This is a genomic window from Bradyrhizobium ottawaense, from assembly GCF_900099825.1.
Taxonomy (GTDB): Bacteria; Pseudomonadota; Alphaproteobacteria; order Rhizobiales; family Xanthobacteraceae; genus Bradyrhizobium; species Bradyrhizobium ottawaense_A.
Genome location: NZ_LT629693.1, coordinates 1,006,471 through 1,026,790, shown reverse-complemented (window position 1 = coordinate 1,026,790; position 20,320 = coordinate 1,006,471). Strand labels below are relative to the sequence as shown.

General features: G+C 62.3%; 16 protein-coding genes. 4 read left to right on the top strand and 12 right to left on the bottom strand.

Annotation, left to right across the window (positions count from 1 at the left end):
* Positions 1–11: 11 nt before the first annotated feature.
* On the top strand, positions 12–2,966 hold the full coding sequence (locus BLR13_RS05005) for a bifunctional [glutamine synthetase] adenylyltransferase/[glutamine synthetase]-adenylyl-L-tyrosine phosphorylase (RefSeq protein ID WP_074827090.1): 2,955 nt from the start codon (positions 12–14) through the stop codon (positions 2,964–2,966).
* A gap of 424 nt (positions 2,967–3,390) precedes the next feature.
* Here the strand turns inward: BLR13_RS05005 and BLR13_RS05000 are convergent, their stop codons facing one another.
* From BLR13_RS05000 to BLR13_RS04980, 5 genes are read right to left on the bottom strand one after another with little or no spacing between them, the layout of a single operon-like run.
* Positions 3,391–3,606 (bottom strand): formate dehydrogenase subunit delta, encoded by a 216-nt coding sequence (locus BLR13_RS05000; RefSeq protein ID WP_074827093.1) that lies wholly within the window; start codon positions 3,604–3,606, stop codon positions 3,391–3,393.
* A complete protein-coding gene (fdhD, locus tag BLR13_RS04995; RefSeq protein WP_074827096.1) occupies positions 3,593–4,450 on the bottom strand; it encodes a formate dehydrogenase accessory sulfurtransferase FdhD in 858 nt (285 codons plus the stop codon). Before fdhD ends, BLR13_RS05000 begins: the two co-directional genes overlap by 14 nt.
* A 3-nt stretch (positions 4,451–4,453) precedes the next feature.
* Positions 4,454–7,327: a formate dehydrogenase subunit alpha gene (gene fdhF, locus BLR13_RS04990; RefSeq protein WP_074827099.1), complete on the bottom strand. Its 2,874-nt coding sequence runs from the start codon at positions 7,325–7,327 to the stop codon at positions 4,454–4,456.
* Positions 7,328–7,336: 9 nt separating this feature from the next.
* The gene (locus tag BLR13_RS04985; protein ID WP_074827102.1) at positions 7,337–8,893 is read right to left on the bottom strand and encodes a formate dehydrogenase beta subunit; all 1,557 of its coding nucleotides are present in this window, start codon (positions 8,891–8,893) and stop codon (positions 7,337–7,339) included.
* The gene (locus tag BLR13_RS04980; RefSeq protein ID WP_074827104.1) at positions 8,890–9,366 is read right to left on the bottom strand and encodes a formate dehydrogenase subunit gamma; all 477 of its coding nucleotides are present in this window, start codon (positions 9,364–9,366) and stop codon (positions 8,890–8,892) included. The genes BLR13_RS04985 and BLR13_RS04980 overlap by 4 nt, the downstream gene beginning before the upstream one ends.
* 248 nt (positions 9,367–9,614) lie before the next feature.
* Between BLR13_RS04980 and BLR13_RS04975 the strand changes: the two genes are divergently transcribed.
* Positions 9,615–10,505, top strand: a complete 891-nt coding sequence (locus tag BLR13_RS04975; RefSeq protein WP_074827107.1) for a LysR family transcriptional regulator — start codon at positions 9,615–9,617, stop codon at positions 10,503–10,505.
* A gap of 9 nt (positions 10,506–10,514) precedes the next feature.
* Here the strand turns inward: BLR13_RS04975 and BLR13_RS04970 are convergent, their stop codons facing one another.
* Both BLR13_RS04970 and BLR13_RS04965 read right to left on the bottom strand, forming a co-directional pair.
* The gene (locus BLR13_RS04970; protein WP_074827110.1) at positions 10,515–12,809 is read right to left on the bottom strand and encodes a PAS domain-containing sensor histidine kinase; all 2,295 of its coding nucleotides are present in this window, start codon (positions 12,807–12,809) and stop codon (positions 10,515–10,517) included.
* A gap of 192 nt (positions 12,810–13,001) precedes the next feature.
* A complete protein-coding gene (locus BLR13_RS04965; RefSeq protein ID WP_074827112.1) occupies positions 13,002–14,378 on the bottom strand; it encodes a cation-efflux pump in 1,377 nt (458 codons plus the stop codon).
* A 1,087-nt stretch (positions 14,379–15,465) separates the two neighbouring features.
* Between BLR13_RS04965 and BLR13_RS04960 the strand changes: the two genes are divergently transcribed.
* Positions 15,466–17,601 carry a DEAD/DEAH box helicase gene (locus tag BLR13_RS04960; RefSeq protein ID WP_074827115.1) on the top strand — a complete coding sequence of 712 codons (2,136 nt, stop codon included), beginning with the start codon at positions 15,466–15,468 and terminating at the stop codon, positions 17,599–17,601.
* A 369-nt stretch (positions 17,602–17,970) separates the two neighbouring features.
* Positions 17,971–18,387 (top strand): DUF2290 domain-containing protein, encoded by a 417-nt coding sequence (locus BLR13_RS04950; protein WP_157793685.1) that lies wholly within the window; start codon positions 17,971–17,973, stop codon positions 18,385–18,387.
* A 171-nt stretch (positions 18,388–18,558) separates the two neighbouring features.
* On the opposite strand, the gene BLR13_RS39925 is transcribed toward BLR13_RS04950, so the two are convergent.
* The 5 genes from BLR13_RS39925 to BLR13_RS04930 all read right to left on the bottom strand — a co-directional run bounded on the left by BLR13_RS39925 (position 18,559) and on the right by BLR13_RS04930 (position 20,265).
* A complete protein-coding gene (locus BLR13_RS39925) occupies positions 18,559–18,786 on the bottom strand; it encodes a hypothetical protein (protein ID WP_143039790.1) in 228 nt (75 codons plus the stop codon).
* A gap of 85 nt (positions 18,787–18,871) precedes the next feature.
* On the bottom strand, positions 18,872–19,075 hold the full coding sequence (locus BLR13_RS04945; RefSeq protein WP_074827121.1) for a hypothetical protein: 204 nt from the start codon (positions 19,073–19,075) through the stop codon (positions 18,872–18,874).
* 150 nt (positions 19,076–19,225) lie between these two features.
* On the bottom strand, positions 19,226–19,462 hold the full coding sequence (locus BLR13_RS04940; protein WP_074827123.1) for a hypothetical protein: 237 nt from the start codon (positions 19,460–19,462) through the stop codon (positions 19,226–19,228).
* A gap of 9 nt (positions 19,463–19,471) precedes the next feature.
* Positions 19,472–19,684: a hypothetical protein gene (locus tag BLR13_RS04935; protein WP_074827125.1), complete on the bottom strand. Its 213-nt coding sequence runs from the start codon at positions 19,682–19,684 to the stop codon at positions 19,472–19,474.
* A 161-nt stretch (positions 19,685–19,845) separates the two neighbouring features.
* A complete protein-coding gene (locus BLR13_RS04930) occupies positions 19,846–20,265 on the bottom strand; it encodes an ACT domain-containing protein (RefSeq protein ID WP_074827127.1) in 420 nt (139 codons plus the stop codon).
* Positions 20,266–20,320 lie beyond the last annotated feature (55 nt).

The following is a 20,320-nucleotide window of genomic DNA, read 5'->3' as shown; positions in this document are numbered from 1 at the left end:
CAGAAGGTGGCATGAATTCATCCGCGCCGGGCAACGCGGAAGGACATCGGTTGGCCGCGCGATTCGTGTGCGGGCCGCATGTCGCTGCCGCCAGCAATGCCGAACAGCATCTGAAAGACTGGCTCGCCGAACTCGAGCCGGAGCAGTCGGCTGTGATCGATGCGTGGCTGGACCGCCCGCATGCGAAGCGCATCCTGCTCGGGATCGCGGAATTCTCCCCCTATCTGTTCGACCTGGTCCGCGCTGACGCCGCGCGCCTGATCCGCGTGCTGGCATGCGACCCGGAGTCGCACCTCGCCTCGCTGATCGAGAACACCGCGCGGGACGTGCTCGCGGTGGGCAGCGAGACCGAGGTCATGCATCTGCTTCGCCGCATGAAGGCGGAAGCAGCGCTGTTGATCGCGCTGTGCGACATCGGCGGGGTCTGGCCGGTGATGCGGGTGACGGCGGCGCTGACCGATCTGGCGGTGGCCTCGGTACAGACGGCGCTGCGCTTCCTGCTGCGCCAGGAGGTCGGGCGCGGCCGGATGACGGCAGCGAATCTCGACCGGCCCGAGGAAGGCTCCGGGCTGATCGTGCTTGCGATGGGCAAGATGGGCGCGGGCGAACTGAACTATTCCAGCGACATCGATCTGATCGTGTTCTTCGATCCCGCCGCCACGTCGCTCGTTCCGGACATCGAACCGGCGCCGTTCTTCGTGCGGGTGACGCAGGCGCTGGCAAGGCTGCTGCAGCAACGCTCTGGCGACGGCTATGTGTTCCGCGTCGATCTGCGCCTGCGGCCGGATCCGGCCTCGACGCAGGTCGCGATGTCGATCGACGCGGCGTTGCACTATTACGAGCGGGAAGGGCGGACCTGGGAACGCGCGGCGATGATCAAGGCGCGGCCTTGCGCCGGCGACGCCAGGGCCGGCGAGGCGCTGGTGTCGGAACTTGCCCCGTTCGTCTGGCGCAAGCATCTGGATTTCGCGGCGCTCGCCGATGTCCACGACATGAAGCGGCAGATGCAGACCTATCGCGGCCAGAGCGAGATCGCGGTGGAGGGCCATAACGTCAAGGTCGGCCGCGGCGGCATCCGCGAGATCGAATTTTTCGCGCAGACCCAGCAATTGATCGCGGGCGGCCGGCATCCCGAACTGCGGGTGCGGTCGACGCTGCTGGCATTGAACGTACTGGCGAACAGCAACTGGATCACGTTCGAGGCGTGCCAGGAATTGACTGACGCGTACGAGTTTCTGCGCCGGGTCGAGCACCGCTTGCAGATGATCGCTGACGAGCAGACCCATGCGCTGCCCGACGATCGCGAGGCCGTGGAGCGCTTCGCAAACTTCTTTGGCTATGACAGCCGCGCTTCCTTCGCGAAAGACCTGCTCGGCCACCTCAAGACAGTGCAGGGGCACTACAGCAAGCTGTTCGAGGGCGATCCGACCGGCACGGCGAAGCTGCCCGACGTCGACTACAGCGGCGGTCCCGATGATCCGCGGTTGCTCGCGCATCTGGCCACGCTCGGCTTCAAGAAGCCGATGATGGTGGCGAAGACCGTGCAGCAATGGATGGCGGGCGATTATCGCGTGCTCCGCGGTGAAGTCACCAGGAATGCGTTCATCGAGTTCGTTCCCGGCCTGATCGACGGCCTCGCGCATGCCGAAGACCCCGACGACGCCGTGGCCGCGTTCGACCGGTTCCTCGGGGCGCTGCAGCGCGGCGGACGGCTGATTTCGCTGTTGAGCCAGAACCGCGATCTGGTGGCGCTGGTGGCGCTGATCCTCGGTGCGGCACCGCGGCTCGGCGACATGCTGGCGCGGCAGCCGCAGATCATGGACGGGCTGATCGATCCGCGCTTCTTCGGCGCGATGCCGGACCAGAAGGAATTGTCGGCACGGCTGGCGGCGACCCTGAAGGACGCGGATTCCTACGAGGAATTTCTCGATCGTCTGCGGCTGTTCGGGCAGGAGAGCCTGTTCCTGATCGGTACGCGCATCCTGTCCGGCACGGTGTCGGCGCAGCAGGCCAGCGTCGCCTTTGCCGACGTCGCCGAGGGCATCGTCAATACCGTGCATGGCCTGGTCACCGACCGCTTCGCGGCCCAGCACGGCCGGATCAAGCGGCAGGAGACCGCGATCCTCGCGATGGGCCGGCTTGGCAGCCGCGAGATGACGGCGTCCTCCGATCTCGATTTGATCCTGCTCTATGATTTCGACGACGAGAATCCCGATTCCGACGGCGAACGATCGCTGCATGGCGCGCAGTATTTCGCCCGCTTCACCCAGCGGCTGATCTCGGCCTTCACCACCCGAACCAATTACGGCGTGTTGTATGACGTCGACATGCGGCTGCGGCCGTCGGGCCGGGCCGGGCCGGTGGCCTCACGGATCGATGCCTTTGCGGACTATCAGGAGCGCGAGGCCTGGACCTGGGAGCACATGGCGCTGACGCGCGCGCGCGTGATTTCGTCGTCGCCGGCGTTTCGCAGGAAGATCGAGGACGTCATTCGCGGCGTGCTGACGCGGCCCCGCGATGCTGCGGGCACGGCCGGCGACGTCGCCGACATGCGCCGGGCGATCGCGCTCGAGAAGGGCGAGGACGACGTCTGGGATTTGAAACTGGCCGCCGGCGGCCTCGTCGATATCGACTTCATTGCGCAGTACCTGCAGCTGGTTCATGCCGCGGCGAAACCTGAAATCCTCAGCGTCTCGACGCTGCAGGTGCTCGACAACGCCGCGCGCCTCGGCGTGCTGCCGCAGTCGGAGGCCGAGATTCTGCGCTCGGCAACAAGGCTCTATCACGATCTGACGCAGATCATCCGCCTTTGCGTCACCGAAAAATTCAATCCGGAAACCGCAGGCGAAAACCTGCAGCGCGTGATGGCGCGTGCCGGCGACACCCCGGATTTCTCGACGCTGGAAGCCCGCGTACGGGAAACCCAGGCCGAGGTGCGACGGGTGTTTCTGGAAATTGTCGGGTGAATTCGGAGGGTGGGTTAGGCGAAGCCGTAACCCACCAAATCCTTGCGCCGGTGAGAAAAGTGGTGGGTTACGCTTCGCTAACCCACCCTACGCGCTTAGCCGCGGGCCGAAACCTCTCAACGTCATTGCGAGGAGCGTAGCGACGAAGCAATCCATTCTTTCTTCGTGCGGCGCGATGGATTGCTTCGCTTCGCTCGCAATGACGGCTTGGGCTCTTCGAAAACTGAATCACTTATCCGCGCGAGGCTCTCGCTTACCCTCCCCTGGAGGGGGAGGGTCGACGCTCATGCAATGAGCGGCGGGGTGGGGTGACGGTCTCTCCTTGCGAGCAGTGCCCGAGGAGAGATCACCCCACCCCGTCTCACATTCCGCTACGCTCCATGTGAGCCGACCCTCCCCCTCCAGGGGAGGGTAAGTTTGCCCCCTACGTCTGCTTCAGCGTTTCCAGCGCGTCCCGCACGTTGGGATCGAGCCCGGCGCCGCCGCTGTCGAGATGCGCAAAGATCTGCTTTCGCATCCGCGGGTCCCAGAATTTCCGGATGTGTTCGGCCACACCCGCCACCGCCTGGTCGTGGCCCTGGCTCCGGAAGAACCAGCCGATCTGGTTGGCCATGTAGATCAAACGCTCAGGCGACGACATGAATTGCTCCGCTGGCGCCGGTCTTGAGTTTAGGCGCGTTTTCCTCGTTCCCCTTGATCCGCTCCGGGTGGGTGAAGACTTCAAACCCATCCGCGCGCGCGATGGCGGCGAGCGTGATGCCGGCGGCATCCGCCATGCGGACGGCGAGCGCGGTAGGCGCCGACACCGCGACCATCATTGGGGCGCCGATCGCAGCCGTCTTTTGCACCATCTCGACCGAGACCCGGCTGGTCAGCAGCACCATGCCGTCGCCGGCCACAACCTTGTCCTGGGCCAGTGCACCGGCGAGCTTGTCGAGCGCGTTGTGGCGGCCGACGTCCTCGCGCAGCACGACGATGCCGCGCGCCGGGGTCCAGAACGCGGCGGCATGCACCGCGCGGGTTTCGATGTTTATCGCCTGCAGCGGCGCGAGGCCGGCCATCGCGGTCATGATCTCGCGCGACGAGAACGAGGGGCCTCCGGTAACCACTGCCGCAGGCCGAACCGCCTCGGCGATGGAATCGATGCCGCAGATGCCGCAGCCGGTGGGGCCGGCGATGTGACGGCGGCGATCGCTAAGGAGTTCTGCCTTCGACGACGCCAGCCACATCCGCAACTCGATACCGTCGTCGAGTTCGACGATGTCGACAGAGGCGATCTCGTCGGCGGACTGCACGATGCCCTCGCTGAGGCTGAAGCCGATGGCAAAATCACGCATGTTCTGCGGCGTGCCCATCATCACGGCGTAGGTGCCGCCATTATAGGTCAGCGCCAGCGCGGTCTCCTCCGGGATCAGGCGCGCGCCTTCACGGAGGCTGCCGTCACGCCATATCTTTCGATCCGCCATGTAGACCGGCTCGGGCATCCGTTACTCCGCGGCTTCCGCCGGTGCGATCCGGCGCGAGTGGCGGGCCTGCTCGTCATAGGCCTTCTGCCAGTCGGACGGGCCGTTGGAGGGCGAAATCTCCACCGCGGTCACCTTGTATTCCGGACAGTTGGTGGCCCAGTCGGAATATTCAGTGGTGATGACATTGGCCTGCGTGTCCGGGTGGTGGAACGTGGTGTAGACCACGCCCGGCGCGACGCGGTCTGTGATCTCGGCGCGCAGCGTGGTCTCGCCGGCGCGGCTCTTGAGCCGCACCCAGTCGCCGTCACGCACGCCGCGCTGCTCGGCGTCGTGGGGATGGATTTCGAGCCGGTCCTCGGCATGCCAGACGACGTTCTCGGTGCGGCGGGTCTGTGCGCCGACATTGTATTGGCTGAGAATCCGCCCCGTCGTCAGCAGCAGCGGGTACCGTGGCCCGGTGCGCTCGTCGGTCGGGATGTATTCGGTGATGACGAACTTGCCCTTGCCGCGGACGAAGCCGCCGATGTGCATCACGGGCGTGCCTTCCGGCGCCTTCTCGTTGCAGGGCCATTGCACCGAGCCGAGTTCCTCGAGCTTGGCGTAGGACACGCCGCCGAAGGTCGGCGTCAGCGCCGCGATCTCGTCCATGATCTGCGACGGGTGATCGTAGTGCATGTCGTAGCCCATCGCCTTGGCAAGGCCGATGGTGACTTCCCAGTCGGCCAATCCGTTGCGCGGGGTCATCACCTTGCGGACGCGCTGGATGCGGCGTTCGGCATTGGTGAAGGTGCCGTCCTTTTCCAGGAAGGTCGAACCGGGCAGGAAGACGTGGGCGTAGTTCGCGGTCTCGTTGAGGAAGAGGTCGTGGACGATGACGCATTCCATCGACGACAGCGCCGCCACCACATGCTTGGTGTTGGGATCGGACTGCAGGATGTCCTCGCCCTGTACGTAGAGCCCCATGAAGGTGCCTTCGATCGCGGCGTCGAACATGTTGGGAATGCGCAGGCCCGGTTCCGGGTTGAGCTTGACGTTCCACATCGCCTCGAACTGGTCGCGCACCGCATCGCCGGAGATGTGGCGGTAGCCCGGCAGTTCGTGCGGGAACGAGCCCATGTCGCAGGAGCCCTGGACGTTGTTCTGGCCGCGCAGCGGGTTCACGCCGACGCCGGGTCGGCCGATATTGCCGGTCGCCATCGCAAGGTTGGCGATCGCGATCACCGTGGTCGAGCCCTGGCTGTGCTCGGTGACGCCGAGCCCGTAATAGATTGCGCCGTTGCCGCCGGTAGCGAACCGCCGCGCGGCTTCGCGCAGGTCCTTCGGGTCGACGCCGGTCATGATCGCGGTGGCTTCGGGGCTGTTGTTGTTCTGGGCGACGAAGGCCGCCCATTCCTCGAACTCGCTCCAGTCGCAGCGCTCGCGCACGAAGGCCTCGTCGACCAGGCCTTCGGTGACGATGACATGGGCGAGCGCGGTGAGCACGGCCACGTTGGTGCCGGGCATCAGCGGCAGGTGCAGCGCCTTGACGTGCGGCGATTCCACCATCTCGGTGCGGCGGGGATCGATCACGATCAGCCTGGCACCCTGGCGCAGCCGCTTCTTCAGCCGCGAGGCGAATACGGGATGGGCGGACGCCGGATTGGCGCCGATGATCATCACGACGTCGGTATGCTCAACGGAATCGAAATCCTGGGTGCCGGCCGAGGTGCCGAACGTCGTCGACAGGCCGTAGCCGGTCGGCGAATGGCAGACGCGGGCGCAGGTATCGACATTGTTGTTGCCAAAACCGCCGCGGATCAGCTTCTGCACCAGATAGGTTTCTTCATTGGTGCAGCGGGACGAGGTGATGCCGCCGACGGCGTCGCGGCCGTATTTGGCCTGGATACCCTTGAACTTCGCGGCGGCGAAGCCGAACGCTTCGTCCCACGACACTTCGCGCCAGGGATCGGCGATCGCATCGCGGATCATCGGCTTGAGAATGCGCTCCTTGTGGGTGGTATAGCCCCAGGCGAAGCGGCCCTTGACGCAGGAGTGGCCGCGATTGGCCTTGCCGTCCTTGTAGGGCACCATGCGCACGACTTCCTCGCCGCGCATTTCGGCCTTGAAGGTGCAGCCGACGCCGCAATAAGCGCAGGTCGTCACCGCCGAATGCTCGGGCTGGCCGATCTCGATGACGGATTTTTCGGTCAGGGTCGCGGTCGGGCAGGCCTGCACGCAGGCGCCGCAGGAAACGCATTCGGAGCCCAGAAAACTCTCGCTCATCCCAGGCGACACGCGGCTGTCAAAGCCGCGGCCGGAAATCGTCAGCGCAAAGGTGCCTTGCACTTCCTCGCAGGCGCGGACGCAGCGCGAACAGACGATGCACTTCGAGGGATCGTAGGTGAAGTACGGATTGGATTCGTCCTTCGGCATCCAGTTGTCATTGCTGCAGCCGTCGGCCTTGGCGAACACATGGTTTTCGCCCTCGTAGCCGTAGCGGACGTCGCGCAGGCCGACGGCGCCCGCCATGTCCTGCAATTCGCAGTCGCCATTGGCGGCGCAGGTCAGGCAATCCAGCGGATGGTCGGAGATGTACAACTCCATCACGCCCTTGCGCAGCTTCTTCAGCCGCTCGGTCTGGGTGTGGACCACGAGGCCGTTCATGGCCGGCGTGGTGCAGGAGGCCGGCGTGCCGGCGCGGCCCTCGATCTCGATCAGGCACAGGCGGCAGGAGCCGAACGCGTCGACCATGTCGGTGGCGCAGAGTTTTGGGATTTGCGTGCCGGCTTCCATCGCCGCACGCATGATCGAGGTGCCCTCGGGCACGGTGATGCTCTGGCCATCGATGGTGAGCGTGACCATCGTCTCGGACTTCGAGCGCGGGGTTCCGAAATCGGTTTCCTGGATCAGCGACATGGCGATCTCCTATTCCGCGGCCTGAAGTTTGGTGGGCGCCGGGCCAAAATCTTCCCGGAAATGTTTCAGCGCGCTCGACACGGGGTAGGGGGTGAAGCCGCCGAGCGCGCAGAGCGAACCGAATTTCATGGTGTTGCAGAGATCTTCGACCACGGCGATGTTCTCGGCTACGCGCTCGCCGCGGCGGATCTTGTCGATGGTCTCGACGCCGCGGGTCGAACCGATCCGGCAGGGCGTGCACTTGCCGCAGGATTCGACGGCGCAGAATTCCATCGCAAAGCGGGCCTGCTTGGACATATCGACGCTGTCGTCGAACACGACGATGCCGCCATGGCCGATCAGCCCGTCACGCGCGGCAAAGGCCTCGTAGTCGAACGGGGTGTCGAACAATGCGCGGGGGAAGTAGGCGCCCAGGGGACCGCCGACCTGAACCGCGCGGACTTCCCGGCCGGTAAAGGTGCCGCCGCCGACATCGTCGATCAGTTCGCCGAGCGTGATGCCGAAGGCGGTCTCGAACAGGCCGCCATGTCTGATATTGCCGGCGAGCTGGATCGGCATGGTGCCGCGGGAGCGGCCCATGCCGAAGTCCGCATAGGCCCTGGCGCCGCCGGCGAGGATGAAGGGGATCGCGGCGAACGACAGCACGTTGTTGATCACGGTCGGCCGGCCGAACAGGCCCTGGTGCGCGGGCAGCGGCGGCTTGGCGCGGACGATGCCACGGCGGCCTTCGAGGCTTTCCAAGAGCGAGGTTTCTTCGCCGCAGACATATGCGCCGGCGCCGACCCGGACTTCGAGGTCGAAGCTGTGGCTGGAGCCGCCGATTTTGGCGCCGAGATAACCGGCGCGCTTCGCCGCCGCGATCGCGGCGTTCATCGCGGTCACCGCATGCGGATATTCCGAGCGGACGTAGATGTAGCCCCTGGTGGCGCCGACGGTAATGCCGGCGATGGTCATGCCCTCGATCACGACGAAGGGATCGCCCTCCATGATCATGCGATCGGCAAACGTGCCGCTGTCGCCTTCGTCGGCGTTGCAGACGATGTATTTGCGATCGGCGCTGGTCTGCGCCACGGTTTTCCACTTGATGCCGGTCGGGAAGCCGGCGCCGCCACGCCCGCGCAGCCCGGATGCCGTGACGTCGGCGAGGATCTCGTCCGAGGTCAGTCGCAACGCCCGCTCCAGGCCCCTGTAGCCGTCATGGGCGCGGTAGTCCTCGACCGACCGGGGGTCGATCACGCCGCAGCGGGCGAAGGTCAGGCGGGTCTGGCGCTTGAGCCAGGGAATCTCGTCCGCGACGCCAAGCCGCAACAGGTGCGGACCGTCGGCGGCCATGGCATCGAGCACGGACAGCGCCTCAGCCGGGGTCACGGGGCCGAACGCGATCCGGCCCTTGGGGGTTGCGGCCTCGACCATCGGCTCCAGCCAATAGAGCCCGCGCGATCCGGGCCGGACGATTTCGATGGCAAGGCCCCGTTTACGGGCGGCCTGTTCCAGCGCTTGGGCTACTTCATCGGCGCCGACCGCAACCGCGCCGGCATCACGGGAAACGAACAGGCGCATCGTCATCGCTGCGCCTCCGCAACCAGCGCGTCGATCCGCGCTTCGTCGAGCCGTCCGATGACGCGGCCGTCCAGCATCGCCGAGGGCGCGGTGGCGCAGAGGCCGAGGCAATATATCGGTTCCAGCGTAACGCGCGCGTCGGCGGTGGTATGTCCAAGCGAAATGCCGAGCCTGCTTTCCGCGCGCGCCGCAAGCGCATCGCCACCGGCGGCCTGGCAGGCCTCGGCGCGGCACAGTTTCAGTACATGGCGCCCGGCGGGCTGGTCGCGGAAATCATGATAGAACGTGAACACGCCATGGATCTCGGCGCGCGACAAATTGAGCGCCGCGGCGATCATCGGAATCGCGGGCTCCGGGACGTAACCGAAGGCTTCCTGCAGCGCGTGCAGGATCACTAGCGTCGGACCCTCAACCTTGTCATGTTCGGCGATGATCTCGGCGCCGCGCGCCTCGTTCCAGGGTTCGTAGGCCGGTGTCATCCGCGTTCTCGCTCAGGAGTTATGGCCCGCGGATCAGAATTGGAATTGCTCCAGATATCAATAAAGCTGTCTCATGCTGCGATACGGAAACGCTATCAATAGGCTGTCGAAATGAGGCGATATGAAATCGCGATGACGGAACTGCCGCGCGTTCGGGCCGCCGCTTTTGGCGTAGGGAGGCCGCGGCGGCCGTGGTATTCGTGACGGCGGAACAGCCGGATTCACGGTCAACTTTTGAGGCACATTTCTTGATCGACAAGCTTGAACTTCTGCTGGCGCTGGCCAAGGAACGGCACTTCGGACGGGCTGCGGAGGCCTGCGGCGTCACCCAGCCGACGATGTCGACCAGCCTCAAGCAGCTCGAGGAAATCCTCGGCGTCATGCTGGTGCAGCGCGGCTCCCGTTTTCAGGGCTTTACGCCGGAGGGCGAACGCACGCTCGACTGGGCGCGACGGATCGTCGGCGATGCCCGTGCGATGCGCCAGGAGATCAACGGCCTCAAGGACAAGCTCTCCGGCGAGATCAGGCTTGCCGCGATCCCGACCGTGCTCGGCATGGTGGCGTCGCTGACGACGCCGTTCCGCGCCAAGCATCCCGATGTGCAGTTTCAAATCCGCTCCTGCACCTCGGCGGACGTGCTGGGGCTTCTGGAAAATCTCGAGGTCGATGCCGGACTGACCTATATCGAGAACGAGCCGATCGGCAAGGTTCGCACTATTCCGCTCTACAACGAAAGCTATCGTCTGCTGACGGCGCCCGATGCGATGTTCGGCGATCGCGAGCAGGTGACCTGGAAGGAGGTCGGGCAGGTGCCGCTGTGCCTGTTGACGCCGGACATGCAGAACCGCCGCATCATCGACCGCGCGCTCAAATCGGTGGGCGCGGAAGCCGTTCCGACGCTGACGTCGAACTCGCTGCTGGTGCTCTACACCCACGTCAAGACCGGGCGCTGGGCCAGTGTGATGCCGGCGAAGCTGGCGGAGACGCTGGGACTGGCGGACGCGGTCCGCAGCATTCCGATCGTCGACCCCGTGGTCAATTACAGCATCGGCCTCGTGATCCCGCAGCGCGATCCGATGACGCCGTTGATCGCAGCATTGGTGCAGGTCGCGCGTGAGGTCGCGCCGACGCTGGAATAGGCCGCCGGCTCAGGCCGCGGCCGACAGCTTCGCCTTTTGCGGATCGCGCGGCAGGGTGATGCGCACGACGGTGCCGTTGCCGAGCTTCGAGCGCAGCCGCATGTTTCCGCCGTGCAGGTTGGTCAGCGACCGCGCGATCGCCAATCCGAGGCCTGAGCCCTGATAGGTCTTGGTGAGCTGGCTCTCGACCTGCTCGAACGGCTTGCCGAGCCGCCGCAGCGATTCAGGGGCGATGCCGATGCCGGTGTCGGCGATTATGAGCACGATGGAATCCGCCAGCACCCGGCTGCGGACGGTGACGCGGCCGTCGTCGGGGGTGAACTTCACCGCGTTCGACAGCAGGTTGACGAAGATCTGCTTGACCGCGCGGCGGTCGGCCACCAGCGAGATCGTGTTTTCGAGATCGGCGTCGAGCGTCAGATGCTTGTCCTCGGCGCGGCCGGAAACCACCCGTACCGACTCCGCCACGATCTTCGACAGATCGAGCTGCTCCATGTCGAGCTTCATGCGGCCGGCCTCGATCTTCGACATGTCGAGGATGTCGTTGATGACCTCGAGCAGGTATTTTCCCGATGTCAGGATGTCGTGGCAGTACTCCTGATACTTGTCGGAGCCGAGCACGCCGAACATGCCGCTGCCCATGATTTCGGAGAAGCCGATGATGGCGTTCAGCGGTGTGCGCAGTTCGTGGCTCATATTGGCGAGGAATTTCGACTTGGCCTGGTTGGCTTCCTCGGCGCGATTCTTCTCCTGCGAATATTTCTCGGCGAGGTCGGCAAGCTCGGCCTGCGATTTCTTCAGGTCGAGCACGTTGGCGCGCAGCCGGCTGTCGTTGTCGATCAGCCTCCGCTCGTGCTCCTTGATGCGGGTGATGTCGGTGCCGACCGAGACGTAGCCGCCGTCCTTGGTGCGGCGTTCCGAGATGTGCAGCCAGCTGCCGTCGTCGAGCTGCGCCTCGAAGGTGCGCGCGCCGGGCGCGTGGATGCCGGCGTCCTGCAGCCGGGTCCGGACTTCCGGCATGCTGCCGACCTCGATCACGGTCTCGTAGGACGTGCCGGGTGTCACTGCCGAGTCCGGCAGCTTGTGCAGGCGCTGGAAATGCGAGTTGCAGAGCACCAGGCGGTCTTCCGCGTCCCACAGCACGAAGGCTTCCGGGATGGTCTCGATGGCGTCGCGCAGCCGAAGATCGGCCTCCACGGTCTTCTCGGCGAGGCTCTTCTGTTCGGTGATGTCGACGGCGATGCCGATCAGATGCAGGCCGCTGTCGGCCGCAGCCTGGCTGAGTTCGCAGCGGACCCGCAGCCAGATCCAGTGGCCGTCGGTGTGCTGCATGCGAAAAGTCTGGTCGATGTGCTTGAGCTTGCCGGAGATCAGCTGATCGGCGATGTCGAACAGGTTGATGTCGTCGGATTTCACCAGCGCGTTGACTTCGCCGAAGGTGAGGAGGTCGTGGCGGGAGTCCAGCCCCAGCATGGTGAACATCGACTGCGACCAGAAGATCCGGCCGCGCGACAGGTCCCAGTCCCACAGGCCGCAGCGGCCGCGGTTGAGCGCGGTGTCAATCCGGCCGCGCACGGCGTCGTTGATCAGGTCGCCCTCGCGGGCGCGGGTCGATTGCCAGTGGAAGGCGAAGCCGAGGATCAGCACGACGAACCCCGTGGTTGCGGAAAGCGTCACCGAGAGCGCGGCATCGGATCCCCAGAGCGGATCGTTCTTCTCCTGGATCACGATGACCTGGCCCGGCAGCGCCTTGACCAGCTTTGAGATCGCCATCGCGCCGCTGCCGTTCGGCAGCGTCATGTCGTTGACGGTGCCCTGCTGGCCGGGTGCCGCCAGCAACTGCGCGGTGCTGATCACGTCGAGCACGCGGTCGCTGCCGCCGGCGCCTTCGGTCGGGACACTGGCCAGCACGCGGTTATCGGCGCCGGTGACGATGACGTGACGGCCGGTGGAGACGGCCCAGCCGGGAATGAGATCGGGCAGCAGGGCCTGCAGCCGCTCGAGGTTGGCGGCGCGGTCCTGCCGGACGGCGGCGAGGCGATCGATGCGTTCGGAGAGCAGGTCGGTGAGGGCGGCGATGTCGCGCTTGGTCGCGGCGCGCTTCTGCCGGCTCTGGTCGATCACCTGCACGAAGGCGCCGAGGCAGATGGTGATCAGGAAGGCAATGATCAGGGTGGGCACGGCGCGGCGCAGCGCCGGTTCTGCGGTAAGCAGTCTATGGTAGGCCGGTTTTGCGATCGACTGCGCCAATCCCTTGATCGAATCGGATTGGACGCACGCGTTCGCCGCATGCGCACGCGCCATGCTGTAGACCCCCACCAGGTGATTTTCTGTACACCGTCCGGAACAACCCCACGTCGCTTCCGAATCACAGCGATTTGAATCCAGTTTTCCGGGGCTGTCGAGAGTCAACAATTCGTTAATTCGAAATAAATCTTGTCCAATGCAAAATAAGGATTCCAAAAGCGAGTCCGAAACGGGAACGGACCCGCAAGACTACGTGCGCGGCGGCTCGGCGTGGCTGATAACGCGCTTGATGGAGGGAAAGGCGCGGCGCAACGCGCGCTCGATCTCGTCGACGTTCTCGTGCACCTTGATGACGCTCATCGACGGGGCGGCGCGGCAGTGGAAGTTGACGATCTCGCCGGCGTCGGTGTCGCGGACCCGTACATTGTGGATGTCGTGGATGGCGCCATTGGCGGCAAACCGCGTCAGCGCGGCCTTGATGGCCTCGACGCGCCCGGGCGCGGCGTCGGTGCCATGGGGCAATTCCGGCTCCAGCGGCTCGATATGGGTGTCGACCTCGACGTCCTCGCCGAAGTCGTCGCGGATGCTGCGCTCCAGGTCATGGGCGATGTCGTGCGCAGCCACAAGCTCCATGTCGCCGTCGACCTCGAGGTCGATAGAGACCGTCAGCCGGCCGCCGACGTCGTGCACCGTGACATGGTGGATGGCGAGGCCGGAATTGCGCGCGATCACCATGATGCGCTCGCGCACGCTCTCATTGTCGCGCGCGACCGGGACGGCGGTAAAGGTCAGGTCGGCATCGCCAAGCGCCTTGCTGACGGCCGCCTGCGCGTTGCGCTTGATCGCCTCGACCCGGTCGATCGGGGTGGTGCGCGGCACCTTGGCAATGGCGTCGATGAAGTGGGTGGGCCCGACCATACGAACGCGCAGGCGCTCGACATCGACCACGCCGGGCACCGAGCGGATCGCGGTGATTGCTTTCTCCGAGGCGCCTTCCGGCGCGCGGTCGAGCAGGGTTTCGATGGTGGAGCGGCCCAGCCGCAGGCCGAGCAGGGAGATCACAACCGCGACGCCGATGGCGGCTGCCGCATCGCCCCACCAGTACCCAAGCCCTGAGAGCGCGAGCCCGATGATGACGGCGAACGATCCGAACACGTCGGAGGCGAAATGCAGCGCGTCGGCGGCGAGCGCCTGGCTCTTGGTCGCGCGCGCCGCGCGATGCAGCGCCCACGCCCGCCAGAAGTTCACGGCGATGTCGACCACCAGCACGATGAACGGAATCGCCGACAGCGCCGGCGGCGGCGTTCCCTCGTGCAGCCGCGCATAGGCCGCGACCAAAATGCCGCCGGCCAGCACATAGAGCATCGCGATGACGCCGAGTGCCGACAGGCTCTCGATCTTGCCATGGCCATAATGGTGCTCGTCGTCGGCGGGCTTGTCGGACACCCGCACCACCATCCAGGTGATGACGGTCGCCACCAGGTCGACAGAGGAGTGCAGGGCCTCCGAGATCAGCGCCAGCGAGCCGATCGCAATGCCGACCACGAATTTGGCCGCGGCCATGCTGGCGCTCGCAAAGATCGAGATCGCGGCGACGGAGGATTTGGTGGAGTGATTGTTGCTCATGCGCGGCGGTGTAGCAGGGCAACGTGCAAGATCAAAGCGCCGATCAAAGCCGCAATCGCTACTCATTCGCAGGAGCTGTGTGTTGCGAATTGTTCCGAATTTAAACGGCGGTGTTGGGTTAGGTGAGGGGGCCGTCATGGCGAGCGCAATCCATTTTCTGCACCGTCATTCCGGGGCGATGCGCAGCATCGAACCCGGAATCTCGAGATTCCGGGTTCGTCGCTTCGCGCCGCCCCGGAATGACGTGGATAGACACACATTCTCATCCTCGCGGCGTTCTGCCCGAGCCTTGCAAATTCATGTCGCCCGAAAATAAGAGGGCGCAGGGAATGCCGGGGCGCACGCTGCACCCGCGGTCTCGTACGCAAAGGATAGAAAGTGACGCGCACGAGCATACAGGTCAGCGGAAACACTCCGACATTCCCTGCGCGATGGTTTTACGGCTTATGCCGTGCTCACCCAGGCGACGAATTCTGTTCTTGTCACCGTCGCCGGCGGATTAAGGCTGACCGGACCGGTTGGCCCGACTTCGCCTCCGCCAGCTTGACATCAGCAACGGATGCCAGGCCCACACGGTTTTACCGTACGCAGCAGCCTGACTTCGCCCGAGGGCTTCGCCAGACTATGGCGCCGTTCGTCTGCACGCCGCTTGATCGCTCACGGGAAACCCGCCCTGCAATTGCGCCCGCGCCGACGCTGCCGCGTCCACCGCAACCTGCCCCTCGTCGTGACGACGGCCGACGCCCCTCTGAGCGGGACAGGATGGCGGGAGTTGTACGGGTGATTTGAGGTGGAGTGGAAGAGGAATATTTTCTTCCGGGAGGGTTGACCAACATCTGGGGTGATTTGCCCGTCGGGCAGAATAGGTGTCGTACGCTCGCTTAATAATGCCAATCGGTCGCGCGCATGCGCTTGCGGCTCATATTGAATAGGACTGACATAGACGTCGGGCGTCAGCGGCAAACCGATCTACCTTTGGTGGACAATGACACGATGCGAACTTATTGTACGGGCCTCGACAATACGGTCGATCTTCGCCAATTGAAGTTGGTCAAGAACTACACCGAATTCCTCAAGGTCAGTACTCATGGCGCGCGCGGTAATTTCAAGCCTTCGATACTCGTCGGACGCGCTATCAAAATCAATAATTGAAGCACTGCAGGCTGCTGGTCCTTTTCAAGACGACGACACGTCTGTCATTTATTACGATTATCCGATTTATTCAGACTACGATAAGTCGCTTTACAAGCCCGACATTTGCTTGTGGTCTGCCAATCACGGGTTCTTCGTTATCAAAAATTGCGACTCGGTGTTGATTGATCTTTCCGCGACCGTTCTTGGTCAATTCGATGTCGAATTATCCGACTTCGCCAGCCTCTTGTATTCAAGGTTCGTCAAAAGCAGAATTTTGCGAAAAAGTATTCAAGTACTTAAGTTTGAAATCACGCCGATCATCTACGTCAACGGTTCGGCTAAAGAAATCAGTTCGCCTGAGCTAAACAGTAAGCTGGTTACCTCTCAAGAGTCGTTACTTCAACTACTCACGGTGGAAACTGAAAGTGTTGGCGTCGAAGTTTACAACGAAGTCCGTTCAATTATCGAGGGGGCAAAGGCTCTTGCGCCTGCCGTAAAGCCTGCCTCCGCACCACCTCTAGGGCGGGCGGCTGCGATCATCGCCAAATTGGAGCAGGATATACACAATTTCGATGTCACCCAACGTCAAGTTGCTCTGTCACTTGTGCCCGGGCCTCATCGAATACGAGGGTTGGCCGGATCCGGAAAAACTATAGTGATAGCTATCAAGGCAGCTCTGCTGCATCTATCGGAGCCAGAAAAGAAGATACTGGTCACGTTTTTCACCAGAAGTCTTCGAGATACGTTGAAAACGTTGATTACGAAATTTTACCGCCATATGAGGGATGAGGATCCCGATTGGACTCAAATTCACGTAAAGCATGGTTGGGGAAATTCTCGGGCTGGCGGAGTATATTCCGAAGCCAGTGCTCGTTCTGGTCAGATGCCAATGTCTTTGCGTGATGCTCGACGCAAGTCGAACGATCCCTTCGGCTACGCGTGTGGTGAGCTCGTAAAGTCTGATCGAGTGAAGCCATTCTACGATTACGTTTTTATCGATGAAGGGCAAGACTTTCCAAATAGCTTTTATGAGCTCTGCTACCTCATCACGCAACCGGCCGAAATTGAAAAAAATATTGTCTGGGCATATGACGAGTTGCAAAATATTTTGAACATCAAGATGCGATCCGCGGAGACATTGTTCGGCGCTGACGCATCGGGGCGACCCAGGCTTTCTCTTGAGAGGGCGTCGACCAAAATTCCAGCAGGACAAGTGAACGATACTGTTCTTACGAAATGCTATCGTAACCAACTTGAAGTGTTGGTCACTGCACATGCCATGGGATTTGGCATCTACTCAAAACAAATTGTTCAGATGCTCGAAGATGAGGCTCATTGGAGTGCGGTGGGCTACGAGCTGATTGAGGGGAAATATGAGATCGGTAGAAACGTAGTTCTTCGACGTCCTGCAAAAAATTCTCCAGTCTCAATTTCTGGAGAGCTATTTCCGCTTATTTCGTCGTTCGCGGCTGACGATTTTTCGAGTGAAATTGACTGGGTAATAAACGAGATAAAAACTCTTATCAACGAGGGTGTGCAACCCCACGCGATAATGGTCATCACCCTAGATGATCGAAATGCAAAGACCTATCTTGCGCGCATCTCGAACCGGCTGGGTGAAAGTGGAGTAGCAACCAACAATCTGTTGGCCGATCCCTATAGCGATCCTCCATTTTGGATGAGCAGCATGGTCACTCTTTCAACCGTGTATCGCGCCAAAGGAAACGAGGCCGCTGCCGTATTCGTTGTCGGTGTTGATGCGGTCGAAATGTCCGTCCGAAGAGGCAGAAACAAGGTCTTCACCGCCTTCACCCGAAGCAAGGCGTGGTTACGCATTTCCGGAGTCGGCCCATTTGCAAATAAGTTGATCGGTGAGGTCGATGAGGCGCTTTCAAGAGTACCAAATTTGGAATTCGAAGTTCCGGATCGAACTAAAGTAGATATGATCCAGCACGACATTAGCCGGAGGACTGAAAAGATTAAGCGTGTTCGCTCCCAATATTTAGATCAGCTAGATCAACTCGGAATTAGCGAGGGAGAAATCGCGGAATACGTTGAAGGTGGCGGTCGTGGATCGAAGAAAGTTTAATAAGTCGATCCTGGCTAGTATCCAGTTAGCCGAGAAGCTCGGGTTGGAGCCGCAGACTATCCAGCCCTCTTCGCTTCCAAACAATTCGCGATTGAGATCCCTTGTCGATGATGGGGCGACATATCTCACCTATTACCAAGAGACGGTCGATTTGCGGCATTTGAATTTTTTCGTCGGCGATGGCGACATTCTACAGTTTTCGTTTTTTGAGCAGGGGCGTTCGTTCTCGCTTAGGTTGCGTTCTTTGGTTCTCCTTATCGCCCCGTACAAAAGCCACTCGAATTAGTCGCAGTTGAATCGGGGGGAGATGACCCGACTTCGATAGTGCAAGACGTAAACGTCGGTCGCTCTGACCTCGATGACGCTGATGTGTCCATAGAAAATCAGGAGGATGAGACAGTTGAAGAGAGCGTTCCGGAAATCGAGGACGAGGCGCTCGATGGGGGGCAGGGCCAGGCAGAAATAAACGGAGCTGGCTTAAGCTTAAGGTACGAATACGCCGAGGACGAATATAGAAGGTTAGTTCATCCCTGCGCGCATCTGCATATTGGTTGGCAGCGGGAGGGGCGTGTTCCGGTGAGGCGTGTATGGACACCCGAGCTGTTCGCTGGATTCGTATTTAGAAATATGTTTGCCGATTCGTGGTTTAGGTCCCAAGATGGAAATACTCTTGACATGGACGGATACGAATCTGAGATCTTCTTCAAACGCGAGAAGAGAAGTATCCAACGTGTACATGAAGCCATGTTTCACGAGTTTGAAGCCGAAGTTGTGTTTCTAGATTAGCGCGCAAGGTGGGTAACTGAAGTCTTGTCCACTGCCACCGCATCGCTAGATGTGGTCGCGGATTACGCTGCGAGATCGAGTATGTGGTCAGAGCACGGCCTGCATCGACAAATTGCTGGCTTGGGATCGCCTCAAGCCACCGATGCCGGCGCGTCGGCGACCGGGCCGGGTCTATCGTTTCACGGGGATAGGGGCTTTCAGCGCCTCATCGCCCGCCGGCGTAATGCAATAGGTCCGGCCGTCGGCCTGCTTTTCGATCCAGCCTTTCGCCTGCATGCCCGCGATGACCTGCTTGCCTGCGGGATGCAGTCGTTCTGGCGGAAGGCCCCGGGTGAGGCTCATCCTTTGTAACGCGGTGCGTTCGGTGGCATGCGGAATGTGACGAGGCCGCGCAGGCATCTATTTCTCCTTCAATCTTCAGCCCGGGCCACGACGAAACCGGGGCAATTCGCTAAATCCGTCGCCGGTCAGCGATATCCCGGGGTCAGCCTTCCCACACCGTGTTCTGCCCGGCGACGGTCAGAAAAGGCCGGTCGTCTCTGATCTCGACCAGGCCGAGCTCCACGAGCTGTGATACATGCGCCTGGTTCAGGATGAACCAGCGCTTTCCGGCAATATCCTTCATCGTCCACCGCAGATCGATCGCATCGAGGCCAAACCGGGCCAGCGGGTCTTCGTTGTCTTCCATGGGGTGCTCCATCTTTGGCAGACAGACTCCCGAGGCGGGCACAAGTTCCATTCAGTCGAAACCGCCGGAAAGTGAGGGCAAGGGCGGCTGCGCCGATGGCGCTGACCTGCCGCGACTAAAACTTCGTGTCAATGTCGCTCACGGATCGCGTCAGTCCTGCCTGGCCTGGCTGACGCGGATGGCCCGCCAGACATTTCCATTGGGAGCCACATAGCGTCCGGTTTTTTCGCACGCTGCGATTCGGAACGGCTCATAACAGGCGGCTTTAGGGTTGCCCCACTTCACGACGCACGTCTGGGCGCGGTCGCCACAGCTTTCGGCGGTCGCCAGCGTGAACGAGGCGATCGACAGAGTGAGGGCGGCGATGCCGGAAATGACGAGCCTCATGTCAACGGCTCATTCGACCAAATCGTAGTGCTGACACAGCTCGGGGGTGATCGTATCAGCCTTGACCTGGCAACGGTGAACCTCTGCCGACTGGTTCCCGTAGATGGTGGCGTGCCAGCCCGCTTCGGGATCGCGGTGAACGGTCACACGAAAGTCACCGGCGCCAATTCTCGTTTTCACGATATCTTCCAGCTCGGTCGCGGTTTTGGTCTGCTTGTCCATGCTTTCCTCCGCTGGTTTGGCAGTGCATAGGGCGGATCAGGGCCCTTGTGCGCCGTAGCTCACAGAGCGAAGGCGGAAGCTAATCCGCATCCGAGTTGGGACGCAACGGCGGATTGCGCCGGAACCCGTGATCGGGCCGCGCTTTGCGTGAAACCGTTGAGCTAATCCGCGCTATGCCCCGACCCGGGCGCTGACAAATTTTGCAGAAGATGCAGCGCTTCCTCGCCCCTGTGCTCCGGCACGAACAAATGATCGTGGTAAAACGCCGAGACCGCGTTGACGCTGATGCCGGCTCTCGCGAGGCGGGCCGTGATCGCCGCCAGGAAGCCTACCGCCTCCAGCGAGGAATGAACCGTCAGCGTAATCAGGCGCGAGGCAAATTGATGGGGTAGCCCGATGCGTTCGGCTTCCTCCTGCCGGCTCACGAGGGTGGTTCCTTCCGCTTCGCGGAAGGTGAGCAATGGTCGGATGGTGGCTGGAAGTTCCTCGCCTTCGGCGATCGTGCAGAACACGAAGATGCCGTCATGCATTTCGGGTTTCATGTCTCGTAATAGCGTCGCGAGATCGCGTTCAGCTGCCATGGCGGTGGGCCTGCACGTTGCGAGGAGGGCGTAGGGCGGATTAGCCCGAAGGGCG